The sequence below is a fragment of the Desulfocurvus vexinensis DSM 17965 genome, assembly GCF_000519125.1.
Lineage (GTDB): Bacteria > Desulfobacterota > Desulfovibrionia > Desulfovibrionales > Desulfovibrionaceae > Desulfocurvus > Desulfocurvus vexinensis.
Genome location: NZ_JAEX01000002.1, coordinates 427,430 through 447,683, shown reverse-complemented (window position 1 = coordinate 447,683; position 20,254 = coordinate 427,430). Strand labels below are relative to the sequence as shown.

Annotated in this window: 17 protein-coding genes and 1 tRNA gene; 5 read left to right on the top strand and 13 right to left on the bottom strand. The window is 70.3% G+C overall.

Annotated features, from left to right (window positions below; genetic code table 11):
* The first annotated feature begins 271 nt into the window (after positions 1-271).
* Positions 272-1,360, top strand: a complete 1,089-nt coding sequence (locus G495_RS17740; RefSeq protein ID WP_035250928.1) for a hypothetical protein — start codon at positions 272-274, stop codon at positions 1,358-1,360.
* Positions 1,361-1,435: 75 nt separating this feature from the next.
* On the opposite strand, the gene G495_RS17735 is transcribed toward G495_RS17740, so the two are convergent.
* The 5 genes from G495_RS17735 to G495_RS0104995 all read right to left on the bottom strand — a co-directional run bounded on the left by G495_RS17735 (position 1,436) and on the right by G495_RS0104995 (position 6,956).
* Positions 1,436-2,185: a class I SAM-dependent methyltransferase gene (locus G495_RS17735; protein ID WP_051445077.1), complete on the bottom strand. Its 750-nt coding sequence runs from the start codon at positions 2,183-2,185 to the stop codon at positions 1,436-1,438.
* A gap of 31 nt (positions 2,186-2,216) precedes the next feature.
* Positions 2,217-3,914 (bottom strand): potassium channel family protein, encoded by a 1,698-nt coding sequence (locus G495_RS0105010; RefSeq protein WP_028586901.1) that lies wholly within the window; start codon positions 3,912-3,914, stop codon positions 2,217-2,219.
* 27 nt (positions 3,915-3,941) lie between these two features.
* On the bottom strand, positions 3,942-4,289 hold the full coding sequence (locus G495_RS0105005; protein ID WP_028586900.1) for a DsrE family protein: 348 nt from the start codon (positions 4,287-4,289) through the stop codon (positions 3,942-3,944).
* A 104-nt stretch (positions 4,290-4,393) separates the two neighbouring features.
* Complete coding sequence (locus G495_RS0105000; protein WP_028586899.1) at positions 4,394-5,245, bottom strand: 2-oxoacid:ferredoxin oxidoreductase subunit beta; 852 nt, start codon at positions 5,243-5,245, stop codon at positions 4,394-4,396.
* Positions 5,246-5,258: 13 nt separating this feature from the next.
* Positions 5,259-6,956, bottom strand: a complete 1,698-nt coding sequence (locus tag G495_RS0104995; RefSeq protein ID WP_028586898.1) for a 2-oxoacid:acceptor oxidoreductase subunit alpha — start codon at positions 6,954-6,956, stop codon at positions 5,259-5,261.
* A gap of 274 nt (positions 6,957-7,230) precedes the next feature.
* Here G495_RS0104995 and G495_RS0104990 point away from each other — a divergent pair, with 274 nt between their 5' ends.
* From G495_RS0104990 to G495_RS17725, 4 genes are all read left to right on the top strand, one after another.
* Positions 7,231-7,446 carry a dual CXXC motif small (seleno)protein gene (locus G495_RS0104990; RefSeq protein WP_028586897.1) on the top strand — a complete coding sequence of 72 codons (216 nt, stop codon included), beginning with the start codon at positions 7,231-7,233 and terminating at the stop codon, positions 7,444-7,446.
* Between the two features lie 181 nt (positions 7,447-7,627).
* The gene (locus tag G495_RS22765) at positions 7,628-8,491 is read left to right on the top strand and encodes a FlgO family outer membrane protein (RefSeq protein ID WP_051445076.1); all 864 of its coding nucleotides are present in this window, start codon (positions 7,628-7,630) and stop codon (positions 8,489-8,491) included.
* Positions 8,492-8,511: 20 nt separating this feature from the next.
* The gene (locus G495_RS0104980) at positions 8,512-8,811 is read left to right on the top strand and encodes a hypothetical protein (RefSeq protein WP_035250926.1); all 300 of its coding nucleotides are present in this window, start codon (positions 8,512-8,514) and stop codon (positions 8,809-8,811) included.
* A gap of 9 nt (positions 8,812-8,820) precedes the next feature.
* Positions 8,821-9,537: a FlgO family outer membrane protein gene (locus G495_RS17725; protein ID WP_169734352.1), complete on the top strand. Its 717-nt coding sequence runs from the start codon at positions 8,821-8,823 to the stop codon at positions 9,535-9,537.
* Positions 9,538-9,660: 123 nt separating this feature from the next.
* On the opposite strand, the gene lon is transcribed toward G495_RS17725, so the two are convergent.
* From lon to G495_RS0104935, 8 genes are all read right to left on the bottom strand, one after another.
* Complete coding sequence (gene lon / locus G495_RS0104970) at positions 9,661-12,141, bottom strand: endopeptidase La (protein ID WP_028586895.1); 2,481 nt, start codon at positions 12,139-12,141, stop codon at positions 9,661-9,663.
* Between the two features lie 139 nt (positions 12,142-12,280).
* Positions 12,281-13,531: an ATP-dependent Clp protease ATP-binding subunit ClpX gene (gene clpX, locus G495_RS0104965; RefSeq protein ID WP_028586894.1), complete on the bottom strand. Its 1,251-nt coding sequence runs from the start codon at positions 13,529-13,531 to the stop codon at positions 12,281-12,283.
* A gap of 7 nt (positions 13,532-13,538) precedes the next feature.
* Positions 13,539-14,147: an ATP-dependent Clp endopeptidase proteolytic subunit ClpP gene (gene clpP, locus G495_RS0104960; RefSeq protein ID WP_028586893.1), complete on the bottom strand. Its 609-nt coding sequence runs from the start codon at positions 14,145-14,147 to the stop codon at positions 13,539-13,541.
* 198 nt (positions 14,148-14,345) lie between these two features.
* Positions 14,346-15,821, bottom strand: coding sequence for a trigger factor (gene tig, locus G495_RS0104955; protein ID WP_028586892.1), 1,476 nt, complete (start codon positions 15,819-15,821; stop codon positions 14,346-14,348).
* 66 nt (positions 15,822-15,887) lie between these two features.
* A tRNA-Leu gene (locus G495_RS0104950) sits at positions 15,888-15,972 on the bottom strand.
* A 306-nt stretch (positions 15,973-16,278) separates the two neighbouring features.
* Entirely contained in the window at positions 16,279-17,178 is a 900-nt protein-coding gene (gene thiD / locus G495_RS17720; RefSeq protein WP_084457865.1) for a bifunctional hydroxymethylpyrimidine kinase/phosphomethylpyrimidine kinase, read from the bottom strand.
* Complete coding sequence (locus tag G495_RS20925) at positions 17,171-19,513, bottom strand: lysylphosphatidylglycerol synthase domain-containing protein (protein WP_084457863.1); 2,343 nt, start codon at positions 19,511-19,513, stop codon at positions 17,171-17,173. Before G495_RS20925 ends, thiD begins: the two co-directional genes overlap by 8 nt.
* Positions 19,510-20,229, bottom strand: coding sequence for a class I SAM-dependent methyltransferase (locus G495_RS0104935; protein WP_028586891.1), 720 nt, complete (start codon positions 20,227-20,229; stop codon positions 19,510-19,512). Before G495_RS0104935 ends, G495_RS20925 begins: the two co-directional genes overlap by 4 nt.
* Between the last annotated feature and the right edge of the window lie 25 nt (positions 20,230-20,254).

Genomic DNA, 20,254 nt, shown 5'->3' with positions numbered 1-20,254 from the left:
CCGGGCGCGAAAAGGCCGCGTCCTGCTTCGGCAGGGCGCGGCCTTTCACATGGCGCGCCCAGCGGCGCCCCCGGCCCTGCATGCGGTACGAACATGACGCCCCCGCCGCCGCCCGCTGCCCGAAGCGCCGGACTGCGCCGCCCGCGCCGCCCAACACCCGTCCGCCGCGCGCCCTGCCGAAACACGGGCCTGGGCCCCCCTTGCGAAAAACCGGGTTTCGGATTATGCGTATAGAATGGCGCAAAAACCCCAACGACGGGAGGGGGATACCATGCGCGCAACCCTTGCGGCCAGCCTGCTGGGTCTGGCCCTGCTGCTGGCGGCCTGCCAGCCCGCCAGCACCATCACCACCCTGCACGGCGTGACCACCGAGAGCAACGCCCTGGGCCCAAGGTTCAGCAGGGTGTTCTGGGGCACGCAGTGGGAGTCCGTTTCGCTGCTGGGGCTCCTACCCGCGCGCCAGCCCGGCGCCCTGCACTGCTACAACCCCCGGCACGGGCCCAATGCGGCCATCGGCGTCAGCCAGGGCCAAAGCTACATCCTTACGCGCACCGTGGGCGACGACGTGACCCTGGAGGAGGTGCTGGCCCTGCGCGATGCCCTGCTCCAGGCCCAGGACAGCGCCCTGGACGCCGCCCGGGCCCGGCTGGGGGCCTTGCGCACGGCCCTGACCGCGCGCGGGGCTGCGCAGGCGGACGGCGCCAGCCCGCAGGCCGCGCCCGGCGCCCTGGCCGAACAGGCCACCCAAGGCGCGCGCAAGGCCGACCGCCAGCTCGACCAGGCCGAGCGCGACGTGCGCATGGCCCTGCGCAGGCCCGGGCTGCTCGTGGTGCGCTGGTCCATGGCCCGCGAGTCGGAGCACGGCGCCAGCGTGGGCGAGGCCGCCAGCGTCTCGGGTGGCTCCGGGGCGACGCGCTCGGGGCTGGCCGTGCTGGGCGGCATCCGCGTCTCGCGGCTCTACCTGGGCGACGATATCCTGGGCCAATGGTCCGGCGTGCGCAACATCGGCGCCTTCACCCACTGGCCGCAGGTGACCACCCTGCTCATCCAGGCCCGGCATGTGGCCTTCCTGTCCGACGTGGGCATGGAGCGCGTGTTCCGGGCGGAGCTGGAAATCGACGCCCGGGACGCGGCCCTGGCCGCCACGGACTGGAAGGCCCTGGCCAGCCTGGAGCTGGCCGCCTACCGCGCGCGGGTGGAGAACCTCGGCGGCATGGGCCTGCTGGGCGACGGCGGCAGCGTGACCCTGGCCCCGCCGCCCTGGGCAACCCAGGGCGCGGGCACCGCCCCCGATGACTGGCACACCCTCTACCAGGTGACCACGCCCCTCAAGGCGCTGCGCGAGATGTGGACGCAGTAGCCGCAGGCGGCCCCAGGCGGCCAAGGGCCGAAGCGAAGGCCGGGGATCAAGGCAGCCAAGGGCCGGGCGAACGCCCTACCCCAGGACGCCCACCAGCAGTTCGTAGGGCACGTCCAGGCTCGACAGGGGGAAGGCGCGGGTTTCCAGGGCGAAGCCGGCCTGCGCGAACAGCCGCGCCCAGGTCGCCCGGGGGAAGAGCCCCGTCACGTGCCGGTCCAGCTCCACGCGCGTTCCGGACCGGTCGGTGACGAACAGGGCGATGAGCGTTTCCACGCTCGTGTCGGCGGGGTCGGGGTCGTGGGTGTATTCCGTGTAGTGGACGAGTATGCCGTCCGCGTGGCGCGTGATGGCGTGGCTCTGCGGGGGCTGGAAGGTCTCCGCGAAGCGGTCCGGGGCGGCGACCAGCACGCCCCCGGGCTCCAGGTGGGCCGCCGCCGTTTCCAGGGTCCGCAGCAGGTCGTGCTCCGTGATCATGTAGCTGATGGCGTCGTGGATGAGCACCGCCCGGAAGGTCCGCCCCAGGCGCACGGAGCGCATGTCGCCCTGGTGCAGCTCCACCCCGGGGTTCAGCCTGCGGCACAGCGCCAGCATATCCGGCGAAAGGTCCACGGCAGTGGCGCGAAACTCGTTCGCGAGGTGGGACAGGTTGTGCCCGCCGCCCACGCCCAGCTCCAGCACTGCGTGGCGCCCGGGCCCCAGCCGCTCCCGCAGCACGGAGCGCCAGCAGACGGCTTCCTCGGCGTAATCTTCCGGCGGGGTGAACAGCGGCAGCAGCCAGGCCAGCTCGCCATACAGCCGCCCCGGGGCGATGTCTTCGGATCGCATGGGCTCCTCCTGTGCGCTGCCGCCGGGCGCCCTAGCCCGCCGCCTGCGGGAACCGGTCCAGAAAGCGGCGCTCGGAGGCCGAGGTGCCGATGAGGATCAGCTCGTCGCCCGCAGCCAGGACGCGCGCCGGGTCGGGGTTGATTTCCAGGCCCTGGGCCGAGCCCACGGCCACCACGCTGCACCCCGTCGCGGCGCGGATGTCGCTGCCCATGAGCGTCGTGCCTTCGAGCTGCGGCGGCAGGGGCATGCGGAAGATGTTCAGCCCCTCGGTGAGCATGAGCACCTTGCCCGGCGAGAGCAGGTTGACCACCGTGTTGGCCACCAGCGAGGCGTGGGAGATGACCAGATCCGCCCCGGCGCTGTGCAGGATGCCGATGTTGCGGTCCAGGGTGGCGCGGCTGATGATCTGGATGTCCGGGCGCAGCCTGCGGCAGTAGATGGTCAGGTAGGTGTTCATGTCGTCGTCGTGGGTGGTGATGAACACCGAGGGCGCCTCGCGGATGCCCGCGCGCTCGAGCACGTCCAGGTCCGCCGCGTTGCCCGCCACGAGGTGCTCCCCGTCGCCGGTCTGGCGGGGCTTCTTTTCCACCACGCGGTAGGCCAGGCCCAGCCGGTGGAGCTGCTCCGCCGCCGCCTGGCCCACCCGGCCCCCGCCCAGGATGACCACCGGCCCGTCCTTGGTGGAGGTCACGCCCGCGAAGCTGTCGAAGGTCTCGATCTGCCCCAGGGTGCCTGCCAGCACCAGGACCATGGCCCCGGTCAGCGGCAGGTCGGGATCGGGCAGGGTGAAGCGCCCGCGCTCCCACACGCCGACCACGTTCACGCCCACGGCCTCGCGCAGGCCGCACTGGCGCAGGGTGCGGCCCACGAGGTTGGAGCGCATCACCGGCGTCTCGGCCACCATCAGCTCGTCGAAACGGCCGATGATGCCCGAGCGCATGTTGGCGCCCAGGGTCCGCCGGGCCAGAGTCTGGCCGAGCATGCGCGTGAATTGGAAGACATGCGTGCTGCCCGCCAGGGTCAGGATGTCCACGGACTCCTCCTGGTCGGCCTTGGCCACGATGGGCACTGCGGCGCACGCCTCGCGCACGGTGAAGGTGATGCTCGTGTTGCGCACGTCGCTGTCCAGAGCCACGACCATGGCCGCGCCTTCCACGCGCAGCTTGCGGTAGGTCTGGGAGTCATCGTGGTCGCCCACGGCCACGCTGTAGCCCTGGTCGTGCAGGGCCAGGGCCGTCTGGGCGTCGGGGCACAGCAGCACATGCTCGTGGCCGTACTGGCGCAGGCGCTGGGCCAGGTTCAGGGCCGTGGAGTCCGGCCCGATGATGATGACGTGGCCGTGCGTGCCCGGAGGCAGCTCGCGCGGGGCCAGGGCCTTGTTCTGGGCCTCCAGCCAGGGGGCGTAGAAGAACTGGATGAAGGTGAACGGCAGCATCACCAGAAGGAAAATGATGCCCGACATCAGCACGACGATGGAGAACACGCGCCCCAGGTCGCCGCTGAAGGTGATGTCGCCAAAGCCCAGGGTGGACATGACGGTGAGCGTCCAATAGACGCCGGTGATCCACGAATGCGCCTGGCCCTCCTGCTCCATGATGAAATGGAACAGCACGCTGTACAGGGCGATCACGCCCACGAGCAGCAGCACGAACTTGAGCAGGAAGCCGATGTTGCGCCGGGCGGTGCGGTCCTGGAGCAGGTAGGTGATCTGGGCGGCGAGGAACTTCACGCAAGGCCTTTCCCGGCTGGCCGGGCGCTAGAAGGTGATGACCTCGTATCCGCGGTCCAGATAGTCGCCCATGGCCGGGTGCCCGCTCATGGAGCCGATGAGCGTGATGCCCTCGGCGCGCAGGGCGTCGGCCACGCCGAGCTTGGTCGCGCAGGCCTTGCAGGCCCCGTCCAGCACGCCCGAGGCCTTGAGCCGGACGTACAGGCCGTGGAAGGCGTTGCCCGGGGCGGCCAGCTCCGGCACCAGCGTCACCGAGGCGCCCTCGAGCACCAGGTGCACGTCATGACCGCGCTCCTGCATGTCCAGGGCGTTGAGCATCACGTGGACGAAGCACAGGGCCTCGCCGCGAAACGGAAACAGCACGATCTTCTTCATGGCTCCCCCTCCTGCGGCTGGTGCGGCGCCCGGGCCGGGCGCAAAAACGGGCACCGCCCGGGTCCGGCCCGGACGGTGCCCCTGTCGTATCAGAGCCCTGCGGGCTAGGCAAACGCTTCCAGGACCCGGGCCACGGCCGCCAGATCGCGCCCGCGCGCGGCCAGGGGCGGCCCGGCAAGCTGCGGCAGGCGGGTCTCGAAGCCCGGCTTGTCCTCGCGGTAGATGACGCCCACGGGGATCTCCTCGCCAAAGGTGGCCGCCGTGGTCATGGCCGTCTGCCAGTCCGTGGGGTCGTAGCTCTCGGGCAGCGGGCGGCAGCGCTCCTTGTACCAGGCGTAGGTGTTGACCTTGTTGAAGGACACGCAGGGCTGGAGGATGTCCACCAGGGCGAAGCCCTCGTGCTGCATGGCGGCCACGATGAGCCCGGCCAGGTGCTCCTTGTCGCCCGCAAAACCCCGGGCCACGAAGCCGCAGCGCATGGCCACGGCCACGGCCACGGGGTTGAAGGCCGCCGAGGGCGCGCCCAGGGGCTGGGCCTTGGTCACATGGCCCTGCATGGTGGTCGGGCTGGCCTGGCCCTTGGTCAGGCCGTAGATCTGGTTGTCGTGGGCCAGCAGCGTGATGTTCACGTTGCGCCGGATGGCCGCCAGGAAGTGGTTGCCGCCCTCGCCGTAGCTGCATCCGTCGCCGCTGGACACCAGCACCGGCAGGCCCGTGTTGGCCAGGCGGATGGCCTGGGCCGCAGGCAGGGAACGGCCATGCAGGCCGTTGAAGCCATTGCAGCGGATGTAGTGCGGGGCCTTGGCCGCCTGGCCGATGCCCGAGACGTACACGAACTGGTGCGGGGCGATGCCCTGGCGCGACAGCGCCGCGCGCACGGCGTCCATGATGCCGAAGTTGCCGCAGCCCGGGCACCAGGAGGTGTTGAACTCGCCGTATTCCTTGATGTCGATCATGGCAGTGGCCTCCCTATGCCAGCCCGAGGGCGCCAAGGGCCCGCAGGATGTATTCCGGGGTGAATGTCCGGCCGTCGTACTTGCGGATGTGCCCGTCCATGCGCAGGCAGCTCTGCTGGCGCAGGAGCTGCTCGAACTGCCCGGTGCTGTTGCCCTCGACGCAGACCACGCGCCCGGCGGCCTGGAAATAGCCCAGATACTGCTCCTCGTTGAGCGGCCAGACCTGGCTGAAATGCAAGACGCCCACGGCCCGGCCCTGCCCGCGCAGGTCGCGCGCGGCATCCAGGGCCGCGCCCCGGGTGGAGCCCCAGCACACGAGCATGAGCTCCGGGGCCTGCGGCCCGTCCCAGGTCGGCGCCACGGCCTCGGCCAGCAGGCCCGCGCCCTTGCGCAGGCGCTTGTCCTGCATGGTGTTGCGCACCTCAATGGCCTCGCTCATGTGCCCGCTTTCCACGTGCTCGTGGGAGTCGGCCAGCACCAATTGGTCCGTGAATCCGGGCAGCAGGCGCGGCGACACGCCGCTGTCGGTCACGGCGTAGCGCGCGTAGGGCTCTTTGCCCGTCCACTGGCGCAGCGGCGCGGCGGGCTCGGGCAGCGCCTCCAGGTCGAAAGGCGCCACGCTGCGGTAGGAATTGGCCATGTACTGGTCCGAGAGCACGAACACTGGGGACTGGAAGCGCTCGGCCAGGTCAAAGGCGCGGTGGGTCAGGTGGAAGAATTCCTCCACCGTGCCCGGGGCGAAGACCGCCCGGGGGAACTCGCCGTGCCCGGCGTGGAGCACGAGGTTCAGGTCGGCCTGCTCGGTGCGCGTGGCCAGCCCCGTGGCCGGGCCGGGCCGCTGGGCCACGGCGCAGACGATGGGCGTTTCCGTGACCCCGGCCAGGCTCACGGCCTCGGTCATCAGCGCGAAGCCGCCGCCTGCGGTGGGCACCAGGGCGCGCGCCCCCGCATAGGCCGCGCCCAGGCCCATGTTCATGGCCGCGATCTCGTCCTCGGCCTGCTCCACCACCACCCCCAGGGCGCGGCCATGGGCCACCAGGGTCTGGGCGATGGAAGTGCCCGGGGTCATGGGGTAGTAGGAGCAGAAATTGACCCCGGCGGCCAGGGCGCCCAGGGCCAGGGCCTCGTTGCCCGTGAGCATCAGCCGCCGGGGCGGGTCGGCCACGGGCGGCAGCGGGTCCACGGGCATTTTTTCGCCGCGCACCCAGGCGTAGGCCGCGTCCAGCACCTCGTGGTTCTGGGCCACCACGGCCTGACCCTTCTTGGCGAAGGTCTCGCCCAGCAGGGCCTTGGGGATGGCGGGGTCCAGGCCCAGGGCGCCCGCCAGCACGCCCAGGGCGGCCACGTTGTTGAAAATGGGCTTGGGCGCCAGCTCGGCGAAGGGCACGCCCCGGCCCGGCGCGCCCCGCCGGTCCAGCCCGGCGTCGGCGAACACCGCCCCGCCCGGGGCCAGCTCGCCCAGGTGCAGGTCCACGCTCTCCTGGTTCAGGGCCATGAGCAGGTCCACGGCCTCGCGCGGGGCGTCCAGGGGAAAGGTGGCGGCGCGGATGAGGAAGGTGTTGTGCCCGCCGCGCACGCGGGACATGAAATCCTGGCGCACCAGGACCTCGTAGCCGCCGCGCACCAGGCTTTTGGCCAGCAGCTGGCCCACGGTGGACAGCCCCTGGCCTGCGGCGCCGCCGATCATCAGATTGACACAGTGTTCTGGCATGACTGGACTCTCCTTGCCCTGGCAATGGGGAGGGGTTGGGGCCTGCGCACGAACGCGGCGGGCATCGGCCCGCCGGGCCGCAGGACGCGAGGCATGAACCATCCTTACACGAAAACAGCCCGGGAATAAACCGCAAATCCCCCGGGCCCGGGCATATTTCCCACCATGACAGGAGGGACTTGCCCGGGCGGATGAAATGGGGCATTATCCGGCGGCGCGGCGCCCCCCGCCCCGCCGCTTCCGCCAATCGACAACCCGGAGGGCTTCCCCCACCATGTGGAACACACCCACCCTGTTCGGCGGGCCCCGCCAGGCCGACGCCAGGATGGCCTGCAAAGAGTGCCAGGGCTCCCTGCGCGTGATCCGCTCCTGCCGGGAGGTCTACCTCTTCTGCGGCCAGTGCGGCGGCAAGTTCCAGCTCGACGCCTACGCCGAATACCTCGACCAGATCGAGGAATTCATGCTCAACATCCCCTGCGACCGCATCTAGCCCAGCCCTCCCCGCCTTCCGTCCAGCCCGCACCGGGCGCCGCCCCGGCCCCGTTTTTTGCCGCCCGCCCGGCCCCGCCGCCCCGGCCCGCGCACAGCGCGTGCGGGGTGTAAAGGATTTCCCCGCGCCGGCCGATAGGACCCGCAGAAGCATCCTCGCAACGCCCTCCGGGGAGAGAATCATGCGCATCGCACCCCTGCTGACCGCCCTGCTGGCCGCCCTGCTGGCCCTGCCCGCCCTGCCCGCCGGGGCCGACGACGCCACCGCCGCCCGCCTGGCCCGGCGCAACGCCGACGCCGCAGGCCAGCAGGCCACCTTCGACCCCGGCGCCGGAACCACGGCCACGCCCATGGGCAAGGCCCATGTGGACGGCGCGCGCCGCCCCATCTACGGCACCCCCGGCGTCAACGCGGGCGTCCTGGCGCCCGACGGCGCCGGAGGCTACGTCTGGGTCGGCACCAGCGCGCCCGTGCCCATGCCCGCCGAGGAGCACGCCGCCGCCCGCGAAATCCGCCTGCAGATCCGCGAGATGGCCGCCCAGCTCTTCGAGCGCGGCACCCAGGGCCTGGGCGGCGGCGTGGCCCTGCCCGCGTCCTTCGTGAACCAGGACAACCTGGACAGCTCGTCGGCCTTCGGGCGCTACATCGCCGAGCAGATGTTCTACGAGCTGAACCAGCTGGGCGTCCCGGTACGCGAATACCGCACCATGGCGCACATCAAGACCCGCCCCGAGGAGGGCGAGTTCGTCATGACGCGCGACATGGCCCAGGCCGCGCGCCCGCGCCCCTCGGGGCTGGCCCTGTCGGGCACCTACTATTTCGACAAGCACAACGTGTTCGTCAACGCGCGGCTGTTCCGCACCCAGGACGGGCTGGTCCTGCGCACGGCCAACATGGTCTTCCCCCAGACGCCGGTGACCAAGGCCATGCTGGCCCGGGGCACCGGGATGCGCCTGCGGGCCGCCCAGACCGACGTCAAGGCCCTGGCCGACGTGAAGGACGACACCAGCCTGCAGTTCATGTTCCAGCAGAACACGCTCCACTAGGCCCACGCCAAGGACGCCCCATGCGCACCAAGACCGCAACCACCGCCCTGGCCGCCCTGCTGGCCGCCCTCTTGCTCGCGAGCTGCTCCCTGTGGCCCGGGCTGGGCTCCGGCCCGCGCAGCGCCCCGCACCCGGTGCCCTACAACGAGCACTCCCTGCGCTGCCTGGCCCTGGGCCGCCAGTACCAGGCCCAGGGGCGCTTCGAGCTGGCGCGCGAGACCTTCATGCACGGTCTGGCCGCAGCCCGCGACGACGACATGCGCGAATCCCTGGCCCAGGAGCTGGAAGCCACGGACCGCATCATCCTGAGCAACAGGTAGGAGACCGCCATGCCCAAGGCGTCAACGCCCCTCGTGACCCTGGCCCCCGTTCTGGTTCTGGCCCTGACCCTGACCCTGGCCCTGGGCACCCCGGCCCGGGCCAGCCAGAGCGTGCCCGAAACCGCCGCCGGAATCGCCGCGCAGCTCGACGCCCAGCTCGTGGATCGCCTGCAACTGGTGGAAGGCCCGGCCCGGGGCACCTCGCTCATCCTCTCCACCCCCGTGGACCTGGGCGACCTGGAAAAAAGCTCGCCCCTGGCCCGGCTCATGGGCGAAGAGCTGGCGGCCTGGTTCGTGGCCAACGGCTACCGCGTGCAGGAGGTGCGCAAGGCCAAGAGCCTGATGCTCGACCCCGCCACCGGCGAGCTGGCCCTGTCGCGCGACGTGCGCCTGCTGGACAGCCGCTCCCAGCAGAGCGAAGTCACCCTCACCGGCACCTACAGCCAGACCTCGCGCAACGTGCGCTTCAACATCCGCCTGCTGCACGCGCCCACGGGCGAGGTGCTGGCCATGGCCGCAGGCACCGTCCGCCTGACGCCGGAGACCAGCGAGCTGCTGGACACGGACGCCCGGGCCCAGGCCGCGCGAATCCGCCCCAGCGTGGACACCGCCTGGGTGCCGCGCACGGCCCAGACCCTGGGCATGTCCCAGTGGAGCCTGCCCGCGCCGGTGCGCGCCATGACCCCCCCGGTCCAGGACCCGATGGTCCTCGACTTCACGGAATAGCCCGCGCCCCTGCGGGCCCGCCGCCGGGCCCCGGCGAAGGACGCAGGACGCAAGAAAGGCCGGAGCGCATCGCGCCCCGGCCTTTTCGTTTGCTTGTGCGGCGGTGCCGCTGGCCGGCCCGCCCTAGTGGGTCGGGCCCTCCACGGCTTCCTTGGCCAGGGAGGCCGCCACGGGGCACAGGTCCGCCCCGCGGCCGGAGAAGATCTTCTCCGGGTCCGCGCAGACCAGGGCGTGGGCGAGCACCTCGTCCATGTTGGCGACCTCGACGATGGTCAGGTCGCGCAGGATGGCGGCGGGCACGTCCTTCAGGTCCTTGGCGTTCTCCTTGGGGATGAGCACCTTCTTGATCAGCCCCCGGTGGGCGGCCAGCAGCTTCTCGCGCAGGCCGCCGATGGGCAGCACGCGCCCGCGCAGGGTGATCTCGCCGGTCATGGCCAGCTCGTTGTCCACGGGCAGGTTGAGCAGCGCCGAGGCCAGGGTGGTGGCCAGGGTGATGCCCGCGCTGGGCCCGTCCTTGGGGATGGCGCCCTCGGGCACGTGGACGTGGATGTCGATCTCCTTGTGGAAGTCGCGCTTGAGGCCGAAGAGGTCCGAACGCGAGCGGATGTAGGACAGGGCGGCCTTGGCCGACTCCTGCATCACCTCGCCGAGCTTGCCGGTGATCTCCACCCGCCCGGTGCCGGGCATGAGCGCGGTTTCCACCAGCAGCAGTTCGCCGCCCAGCTCGGTGTAGGCCAGCCCGGTGGTCACGCCCACCTGCGGGGCGTCCTCCTTCTCGCCGTAGCTGTGCTTGGGCACGCCGAGCAGCTGCGGCAGCTGCTGCTTGGTGATCTTGACCGTCCGCTCCATGTCGCCCTCTTCCACCAGCTTCATGGCCGACTTGCGGCACACGGCGGCCACCTCGCGCTCCAGGCTACGCACGCCCGCCTCGCGGGTGTAGCGGCGGATGATCTCCGTCACGGCGCTGTCGGAGAACGAAAGGTTCTCGGGCTTGAGGCCGTGCTCGCGGATCTGCTTGGGCACCAGGAAGTTGCGGGCGATCTGCATCTTCTCCGTCTCCAGGTAGCCGGGCAGCTTGATGATCTCCATGCGGTCCTGCAACGGCAGGGGGATGGAGTGCAGGCTGTTGGCCGTGGTGATGAAGAAGACCTTGGACAGGTCGTAGTCCATGTCCAGGTAGTGGTCGTTGAAGGTGGAGTTCTGCTCGGGGTCCAGGACTTCGAGCAGCGCCGCCGACGGGTCGCCCCGGAAATCCATGGACATCTTGTCCACTTCGTCCAGGCAGAACACGGGGTTGTTGAACTTCACGCGCTTCAAGGCCTGGATGATCTTGCCGGGCAGCGCGCCCACGTAGGTGCGCCGGTGGCCGCGAATCTCGGCCTCGTCGCGCACCCCGCCCAGGGACAGGCGCACGAATTCGCGCCCCGTGGCGCGCGCCACGGACTTGGAGATGGAGGTCTTGCCCACGCCGGGAGGGCCCACCAGGCACAGGATGGGGCCCTTCATGGTCTCCACCAGGCTCTGCACGGCCAGATATTCGAGGATGCGCTCCTTGGGCTTTTCCAGGCCGTAGTGGTCCTCGTCGAGGATGGTCCGGGCCTGCTCGATGTTCAGGTCCGTTTCCTTGTGGACGTTCCAGGGCAGGTCGAGGATCCAGTCCACATAATTGCGCACCACGGTGTATTCCGCCGAGGACGGCGGAATCTGCTTGAGCTTTTTCAGCTCGCGCAGGGCCTTCTCGCGGTTCTCGTCGGGCATGACCTTCTCGGCCAGGCGCTTTTCCAGCTCGGCGACCTCGACGTTGGGGTCATCCTCGCGGCCCATCTCCTTGTTGATGGCCTTAAGCTGCTCGTTCAGGTAGTACTCGCGCTGGTTGCGCTCCATCTGGTCCTTGACGCGCGACTTGATCTTCTTTTCCAGCGAGGCGATCTCGATCTCGCTTTGCAGCAGCGCGTAGGTCTCTTCCAGGCGGCGCAGGGGGTCGGCCTGCTCGAGGATCTCCTGCTTGCGGGTGTAGTCCACCTTGAGATGAGGCATCACCGCGTCGGCCAGCCGGCCCGCGTTGGTCAGCGACGAGATGGCCACGATGGTCTCGGCGGCCATTTTCTTGTTGACCTTGCCGTACTCCTCCAGGGCCTCGTGGGTGGCGCGCACCAGGGCCTCGGCGTCGGCGGAGTCGGCCTCGAAGTCGGGCACGCGGCGCACCACGGCCATGGGGAACTCGGCCTTGGCGTCCTTGGGGCCCTTGAGGTCCAGGGGCACCAGGCCCTCGGCGGGCGTCCAGCGCGCGCGGTACAGGCCCTCGAAGAGCACCTTGATGGTGCCGTCGGGCAGGCGCAGGAGCTGGAGAATCTTGCTGACGGTGCCAATATCGAAGAGGTCGTCGGGGGTGGGGCGCTCCTGCTCGGGGCTGCGCTGGGCGACGAGGAAGATCTTCTTGTTGAAGTTGGCCAGGGCGGTCTCAATGGCCTTCACCGAGGCCTCACGTCCCACGAAGAGCGGGACGATGGACCGCGGGAACATGACCACCTCGCGCAGGGACATGAGCGGCAGGCGCAGCTCTTCGGAGCGGGGGTCGTTGTCCACCATGACGAAATTCGACATCTATTCCTCCGGGAATGGGTGAGGGGGGCGGCCCCGGGCGGCCCGGGGGCCCGGACTCCGACAAGCTATGACCGCCGGAGCGAAAGTCAACGCCTGCAAGTCAAAGGCGCGCCGGGGCGGCCCCCGGCGCGCCCCCGGCCTAGGCGGACTTGACCTCGGAGTGGAAGATCAAAAGCGGTTCCTGGGCGTTTTCCACCACGGCGCTGTTGATGACGCACTCCTTGACGCCCTCCAGGGAAGGCAGGCGGTACATGATGTCGAGCATCACGCCTTCGAGCACGCTGCGCAGGCCGCGCGCGCCGGTCTTGCGCGCCAGGGCCTTCTTGGCCACCGCCGCCAGGGCGTTGGTGGTGAAGCGCAGGCGCACGTCGTCGAGCTCGAAGAGCTTCTGGTACTGCTTGGTCAGGGCGTTGCGCGGCTCGGTGAGGATGCGCACCAGGTCTTCCTCGGTCAGCTCGTCCAGGCTGGCGACCACGGGGATGCGGCCCACGAACTCGGGGATCAGCCCGAACTTGACCAGATCGTCGGGGCTGACGTTGCGGATGAGCTCGTCGGTGCGGGCCTCCTGGGTCTTGCGCAGCTCCGCGCCGAAGCCCAGCCCGCTGCCCTCGCGCCGGCTCTGGACGATCTTCTCCAGGCCGATGAACGCCCCGCCCAGGATGAACAGGATGTTCGAGGTGTTCATGCGGATGAACTCCTGCTGCGGGTGCTTGCGCCCGCCCTTGGGCGGGATGTTGGCCTCGGTGCCCTCGATGATCTTGAGCAGGGCCTGCTGCACGCCCTCGCCGGACACGTCGCGGGTGATGGACGGGCTGTCGCCCTTGCGGGCGATCTTGTCGATCTCGTCCACGTAGATGATGCCCCGCGAGGCGGCCTCGATGTCGTAGTCGGCGTTCTGCAAGAGTTGGACGAGGATGTTCTCCACGTCCTCGCCGACATAGCCCGCCTCGGTCAGGGTCGTGGCGTCGGCGATGGCGAAGGGCACCTTGAGCACGCGGGCCAGGGTCTGGGCCAGCAGGGTCTTGCCCGAGCCTGTGGGGCCGATGAGCAGGATGTTGCTCTTGTCCAGCTCCACGTCGTTCTTGGCCTTGCCCGCGTAGAACACGCGCTTGTAGTGGTTGTGCACGGCCACGGCCAGGGTCTTCTTGGGGTTGGACTGGCCGATGACGTACTCGTCCAGGAGCTTCTTGATCTCCTCGGGGGTGAGCAGGCGGCCTTCCTCGACCTCCTCGGAGACGCTTTCCTGGGCGATGATCTCGTTGCACAGGCCGACGCATTCGTCGCAGATATAGACTTCGGGCCCGGCGATGAGCCGCTGCACCTCGTCCTGCCCCTTGCCGCAGAACGAGCAGCTCAGCTCGGGGGGCAGGCCCATCTTCTTGTCGGACATGTGCCTTCTACTCCTTGGCTTGTTCCGGCAGTTCCTTGCGCGATACCAGAATCTTGTCGATGATGCCGTAGTCCTTGGCCTCCTGGGGGCCCATGAAGTAGTCGCGCTCGGTGTCCTCGGCGATCTTCTTGAGCTTCTTGCCGGTGTGCTGGGCCAGGATGCCGTTCAACATCTCGCGCATGCGCAGGATTTCGCGGGCGTGGATGTCGATGTCCGTGGCCTGGCCCTGCATCCCGCCCAGGGGCTGGTGGATGAGGATGCGCGCGTGAGGCAAAGCAAAACGCATACCAGGTTCGCCCGCCGCAAGCAGCACGGCGCCCATGCTCGACGCCTGGCCGATGCACACCGTGGACACGGGGGCGGAAATGTACTGCATGGTGTCGTAGATGGCCATGCCTGCCGTGACCACCCCGCCCGGGGAATTGACGTACAGGTTGATGGGTTTTTCCGGGTTTTCGGATTCCAGGAACAACAGCTGCGCGCAGACCAGGCTGGCCACATGGTCGTCGATGGCCGTGCCCAGCAGGATGATGCGGTCGCGCAGAAGGCGCGAATAGATGTCGTAGGCACGCTCGGTGCGCCCGGTGGTTTCGATGACTATCGGCACGGTGGGCATGTCGGAAATCCCCCTTTCTTGCTGGTGAACGGGCCGCCGGACGCGCTGCGGCCCATGGTCGAACATACGTCAAGGGCCCTTGGCGCGTCCAGCTTCAAAAACGCGCGCGCCCGCAGGACGCGGGCAGGGCCGGGACGGCAGGCCGCCCGGAAGGACAGGGGCGGGGCTCCGGCACCGGAACCCCGCCCCGCGTGTCGGCTACTCGTCGGCCTTGTCCGCCTTGGGGGCGGATTTTTTTGCCGGGGCCTTCTTTTCCGCGCCGTCCTTCTTGGCCTTGGCGGCGGGCTTCTTCGCGGCCTCGGGGGCGTCGGCGTCCTTGGGGGCGGCCTTCTTGGCCGGGGCCTTGCGGGCGGGCTTGGCCTCGCCGCCCTCCTGGGCCGGGGCCGCCGGGGCCACCTCGGTGACCTTGGCGCTGGCGTAGATCTTCTCCACGGCCTTGTCGGCCAGCAGGCGGTCCTTGAGGGCGAACATCAGGTTGTGCTCCTCGTAGTACCGGCGCACGGTCTCGGGGTCCTGCTTGGTGCGGATGGCCTCCTGGAGCAGGTGGCGGTCCACCTCCTCGTTGGTCACGGCCATGCCCTCCTTGGCCGCCACGGCCAGGAGCAGCATCTGGGTGCGCACCATCTCCTCGGCCTTGGGCCGGAACTGGCCGCGCAGCTCCTCGGGGGTCTTGCCCAGGGCTTCCAGACGGCGGCCCTGGCTCTCCACGCGCTGCTTGAAATCGCCCAGCAGCTGGTCCACATGCTCCTCGACCACCATGGGCGGCAGGGGGAAGTCCACCTTGGCCAGCAGCTGGTCCACCAGCTTCTTCTGGGCGTCAGCGCGCACCAGGTTGCGGCGCGACTCGAGATAGGAGTTCTCGATGGCCTCGCGCAGCATGGCCATGTCCTTGAAGCCGCCGGCCTTCTTGGCAAAGGTGTCGTCCAGCTCGGGCATCACCTTGGCCTTGATCTCGTGCAGCTTCACGCGCAGGGTCACGGTGCGACCCGCGAAATCGCGGTTGATGAAGTCCTCAGGGAAGGTGATGTCGTCCTCGCCGTTCTCCCCGGGCTTGAGCTTCTTCACGATGGCCTCGAACTCGGGCAGCGACTGGTTGTCGCCCAGGACCATCTGGAAGCCGTTGGCCTTGATCTCGTCCACGGCCTTGCCGTCCTGCCAGGCCGAGAAATCCACCACCACCACGTCGCCGTCGCGGGCGGTGCGGTCCTCGGTGACGGTCTGCATCTCGGCCAGGTTCTCGCGGATGCGATCCACCACGGCCTGGATCTCGGCGGGATCGACCTCGGGCTTCTCCTGCTCCACTTCGAGGCCCATGTACTCGGGCACCTCGAAGGTCGGGGCGACCTCGAACTTCACGCTGTAGGTGAAGGCTTCGCCGCGCGCCAGCAGCCCGGCGTCCACGTCCAGGCGCGACATGGGCTGCACGCCCAGCTCGCCCATGATCTCGTTCAGGTGGACGTTGACCAGGTCCGTGGTGGCCTCCTCGCAGATCTGCTGGCGGAAGCGGCCCTCCACCAGCTGGGACGGCACCTTGCCCTTGCGGAAGCCCTTGATGTCCACCGTGGTGCGATACACGGACACGGTGGCCTGGATGGCGGCGTCCACCTCTTCAACGGGGACGGTGACAACCACCTTGCGCTCGACGGGGGACAGCTCTTCGACCTTGTATTCCATGTGTTCGGCTCCTTGTGCGTCTGCCTCGTTTTCAGAGGAAATCGTTGGCGGCCAGTGCGGGCGTCGTGGTGCAGGGGGAGGGACTCGAACCCTCAAGCCTTGCGGCACTGGCTCCTAAGACCAGCGTGTTTACCAATTCCACCACCCCTGCGTGGCGCGTGCCCGCCCGGCGTCAGGCGCTGCGGGGCGGCGACCCCGGTCGGCAAAAAAAGATTCCGGAAAGACGAAAACGGCCCCGTGCGGGCACGGCGCCCCACCGGCGCGGCCCGTGCCGCCCGAAACCCGCGGCGGCCAGAGGCGCGGGCGCTGGCCCGCGCGGCCCGGACACCCCGCAAAAGGCTAATGCATTAGCCACGCGGGGCTGGGGTGTCAATCCCCCCACGGTGCGCAGGCTAGAAACCCTATTTGTTCCGCCGTGTCAAGCCCGCGGCGCCCGGCCCAGGCCCCGGTGCGCCCCTCAGCCCCGGCCCCGGCGCCCGACCCCGGCGTCCAGGGCGGCGTCCAGGGGATCGCGCCCGGCGGCCAGCAGGTCCAGGGGCGCGCCGTGGGCGGGCGGCCCCGCGCCCCGGCCCGGGGCGAAGCCGTGGCGCAGGCCCAGGTTCAGGTAGCGCTGGGCGCGGACCACGGCCTCGCGCAGCCCCAGGCCCTGGCCCAGGCCGGTGGCGATGGCCGCCGACAGGGTGCAGCCCGTGCCGTGGGTGTGCGCCGTGTCCACCCGGGGCTGCTCCAGCACCGTGAAGCTGCCGTCGGCCAACCCCAGCAGGTCGGCCATGCGGTCCTGCCCGGAGCCGTCCAGGTGCTCGCCCCGGAAGTGCCCGCCCTTGAGCAGCACGGCCCGCGCCCCCAGGCCCAGCAGCCGCCCCACGGCCTCGCGCGCGGCGCCGGGGCTGTCGATGACCATGCCCGCCAGCAGCTCGGCCTCGGGCCCATTGGGCGTGAGCAGGTCGGCCAGGGGCAGCATCCGCCGCCGCAGGGCGTCCACGGCGTTCTCCTCCAGCAGGCGGTGCCCGCTCTGGCTGACGCAGACCGGGTCCACCACCAGCGGGAAGGCCTTGTCCGCCAGGGTGTCGGCCACAGCCTCGATGATGGGCGCCGAAAAGAGCATCCCGGTCTTGGCCGCCGCCACGCGGAAGTCCGTGAGCACCGTGGTCAGCTGCAGGGCCACGAACCCGGGCGTGGGGGCCTCGATGCCCGTGACGCCCAGGGAATTCTGGGCCGTGAGCGCCGTGATGACGCTCATGCCGTAGCCGCCAAGCATGGCGATGGTCTTCAGGTCGGCCTGGATACCCGCCCCGCCGCCGGAGTCCGACCCGGCGATGGTCAAAATCTGCGCGGGCCCGCGCGTGGGCTCAGGCATGGCTCGCCTCCGTGGCCCCGGCGCCCGCGCGCAGCGCCCCCAGCCCCAGGCCCGAGCGCAACAGCAGCGCCAGGGCCAGGGCCGTGGTCGGCACGAACAGCAGCACGTGGTAGAACACCCCCAGGGCCAGGGCCTGTTCCCGGGGCACCCCGAACACCGCCAGGGCGGCGACCATCACCGCCTCGTAGACCCCCACCCCGCCCGGGGTGGACGGCAGGGCCAGGCCCCCGGCGGCCATGACGAACACCGCCAGCATCTGCCCGGCGTCCAGGTCCAGCCCGCCCGTCAGGCGCAGCAGCACGACATACTGAAGATAATACACCGCCCAGGTGATCAGGGAGAACAGGGCCACACGGCCCAGGAAGGCACCGCGCAGCTCCCCGCCCAGGTGCCCGGCCAGTTCGCGCACCAGCCGCTTGAGCCCGGCCAGGGGCATGAGCCGCTCGGCCAGGGCCGCCAGCCGGGGCCAGCGCGCCAGGGCTGCCAGGGCCGCCCACAGGCCCAGCACCAGCGCCGCCAGCGGCCAGGCCAGCATCCCGCCGCCCACCAGGGCCACCGCCGCCAGGGCCGCCAGCAACAGCATGTTCAGGTCGCCGAAGCGCTCCCAGAACACCCAGCCCAGGCCCCGGGCCGCCCCGGCCCGGCCCGCGCGGGCCAGGTACAGGGCCTTGGCCGCCTCGCCGAGCTTGGCGGGCAGGATGTTGTTCAGCCCGATGCCCACGCAGCCCGCGCCCACGGCGGCCCCGAGGCCCACACGCCCCCCGGAGATGACCCGCAGCCGCAGCCCGACCGCGACCAGGTCCACGGCCAGCACCACGGCGCACAGGGCCATGCCCGCCAGGGGCAGCGCCCCCAGGGAACGGCCCAGGGCCACAGGGTCGATGCCCCACACGGCGTAAAGCAGGCAGCCCCCGGCCAGGGTCACGCGCAGCGCGGGCCCGGCCACGGCGCGCAGCCCCGCCCCCGCCGCGCCGCCCTGCTCCGCCTCGCGGCGCAACGCGGGCAGCAGGCCGACGGCCAGGGCCGTCAGCAGCACGAACAGCGGCTCCAGGGGCAGGCGGTAGCGCGCGTAGCCCACAGGCCCGTTCACGGCCAGGAAATAGCCCACCACCATCAGCCCGCCCAGGGCCATGCCGGGCCGGGCGCGCACAAGCCGCCACGCCCCGGCGAGCTGCACCACGCGCAAGACCAGGGTCAGCACCAGCCCGGCAACGGCGAAGGCCGGGTTGTAGGTCAGGAAATTCCACAGCCGTTCCAGGGCGTTGTCCCCCGGGCTCTCGTAGTAGCCGCGCCAGTCCAGGGCCAGCATGTTGACCACGCCCATGCTCGACGGGCTGAGGATGTTCTTGGACGCACCCCAGACCCAGGCCTTGGCCACCGACAGCGGCGACACCGTGCGCAGGTAGTCCGCGAACCAGGCCTTGGCCGCCGCGTCGCGGGCGAAGGGATCGGCGCGGACCTCCTCGGGCAGGGTCGTAAGGTGTTCCTTCCACAGCCGGGAATACTTGGCCTTGCCCGCCTTGGCCGGGGACAACCCCTCCTCGAACAGGGCGATGCCCGGCACCACCCATTCCGTGAGGTGGCGCACGCCCTGGGAGGTCATGGCCACATGGCCGTGGAGCACGGCGTTGCGCGCCAGCCAGGGCGCCACCAGCGCCGCGAAGACCACGGCGAACAGCGCCGCCCGGCGCAGACGCACCCAGACGCCGTCACGGCACCACTCCACCAGCAGGTAGCCGACCATGAACAGCGGCAGGTACATGGTCACGGTGCGCACCATGGTGCACACCCCCAGCATGGCGGCGGCCAGGGCCAGGTCGCGGCCCGCGCGGCTGACGTGGTAGCGCAGGAAGAAATAGAGCATCACCGCAAACAGCGGATAGAACAGCGATTCCGTGAGCACCTGGTTGGAATACACGACCATGTTCAGGTTCAGCGCGGCGAACCCGCCCGCGAGGTTGGCCGTGGTCTGGTCGAACAGGGCCCCGGTGCGGTGCATGGTGTAGACCACCGAGAAGCCCGCCAGGTTCTGGAGCACCATGGCCAGCAGCAGGGCGTTGGTGCCCACCACCCCTTCCAGGATTTCGCCCCCCGGGGCCAGGACGGCGCACAGCGCCAGGAACATCCCGTACCCGGGCACGCGCTCGGTGTCGAAGGCGGGGCTGAAGCCCTGGTCCAACAGCAGGTTGGCCATTTCGATGTAGATGAAATGGTCGCCGTCGCCGCGCACCATGGTGTGTGGGGAATCCCAGAGCAGCAGCCCGGCCGCCAGGCGCATGAGCAGCCCCAGGCCCAGGGCCACGGTGAAGAATCGCAGGCTCGCGCTCGGTTTCATGCTTTTTCCAGGATGATGAAGGTGCGAAAGGCCAGCAGCGGGTCCAGCAGGCCCAGGCGGGCTTCGGCGCGCTCCAGCCAGGCGATGGCGGCGTCCGGCAGCAGCGCCCGGCCCCCGAAGCCCCCGGTGAGCGGATAGGACAGCTGCGCCAGGCGGCGGCGCTGCACCACGCGCAATTGCGGGAAGGCGCGCGCGAAGCGCTCCGGCTGGCGGAAGAACAGCACCGTGGCCACGGCCTGGTTGGAGTCGAAGGGCCGGTCCGAACACAGGCAGGCCTCGCCCAGGGGGTCGCAGCCCAGGTCCACGGGCTCGGGGTGCAGCCAGCGGTATACGGGATACGAGGCCGGGGAGACGTAGGGGTCCATGATCAGCACCCGCCCCCCGGGCCGCAGGGCGCGCAGGGCCTCGGCGAAGAACAGCGCCGGGCGCGGCAGGTGGTGCAGCACGTCGAAAAGCACGATGCTGGCCAGGGCCCCGTCGCGCACGGGCAGCCGCTGGGCGTCGCCCACCATGTCCGTCCAGGGCGTGCGCTCGATGTCCAGGGTCAGCACCCCGGGCACATGCTCCTTGAACTTGCCGATGCCCGCGCCGACCTCCAGGGCCGGGCCCGGGGGCATCTCGCGGCGCATGGCCTCGAACCAGCCCCGGTACATGCGCCGCACGCAGGGCTTGCGCTCCCAGGCGGCAAGCTGTTCCCTCAGGATGCGCTCGGACATCGGCCTTCCCTCCCCGCCCCGCGCG

Bases quoted from the DNA above. Each gene is read 5' to 3' on its own strand.
- G495_RS22765 (WP_051445076.1), top strand. From the start codon at position 7,628: ATGCGCATCGCACCCCTGCTGACCGCCCTGCTGGCCGCCCTGCTGGCC.
- clpP (WP_028586893.1), bottom strand. From the start codon at position 14,147: ATGCCCACCGTGCCGATAGTCATCGAAACCACCGGGCGCACCGAGCGT.
- G495_RS0104980 (WP_035250926.1), top strand. From the start codon at position 8,512: ATGCGCACCAAGACCGCAACCACCGCCCTGGCCGCCCTGCTGGCCGCC.
- G495_RS0105005 (WP_028586900.1), bottom strand. From the start codon at position 4,289: ATGAAGAAGATCGTGCTGTTTCCGTTTCGCGGCGAGGCCCTGTGCTTC.
- G495_RS17725 (WP_169734352.1), top strand. From the start codon at position 8,821: ATGCCCAAGGCGTCAACGCCCCTCGTGACCCTGGCCCCCGTTCTGGTT.
- thiD (WP_084457865.1), bottom strand. From the start codon at position 17,178: ATGCCTGAGCCCACGCGCGGGCCCGCGCAGATTTTGACCATCGCCGGG.
- clpX (WP_028586894.1), bottom strand. From the start codon at position 13,531: ATGTCCGACAAGAAGATGGGCCTGCCCCCCGAGCTGAGCTGCTCGTTC.
- G495_RS20925 (WP_084457863.1), bottom strand. From the start codon at position 19,513: ATGAAACCGAGCGCGAGCCTGCGATTCTTCACCGTGGCCCTGGGCCTG.
- G495_RS17735 (WP_051445077.1), bottom strand. From the start codon at position 2,185: ATGCGATCCGAAGACATCGCCCCGGGGCGGCTGTATGGCGAGCTGGCC.
- G495_RS17740 (WP_035250928.1), top strand. From the start codon at position 272: ATGCGCGCAACCCTTGCGGCCAGCCTGCTGGGTCTGGCCCTGCTGCTG.
- G495_RS0104935 (WP_028586891.1), bottom strand. From the start codon at position 20,229: ATGTCCGAGCGCATCCTGAGGGAACAGCTTGCCGCCTGGGAGCGCAAG.
- tig (WP_028586892.1), bottom strand. From the start codon at position 15,821: ATGGAATACAAGGTCGAAGAGCTGTCCCCCGTCGAGCGCAAGGTGGTT.
- G495_RS0105000 (WP_028586899.1), bottom strand. From the start codon at position 5,245: ATGATCGACATCAAGGAATACGGCGAGTTCAACACCTCCTGGTGCCCG.
- lon (WP_028586895.1), bottom strand. From the start codon at position 12,141: ATGTCGAATTTCGTCATGGTGGACAACGACCCCCGCTCCGAAGAGCTG.
- G495_RS0104995 (WP_028586898.1), bottom strand. From the start codon at position 6,956: ATGCCAGAACACTGTGTCAATCTGATGATCGGCGGCGCCGCAGGCCAG.
- G495_RS0104990 (WP_028586897.1), top strand. From the start codon at position 7,231: ATGTGGAACACACCCACCCTGTTCGGCGGGCCCCGCCAGGCCGACGCC.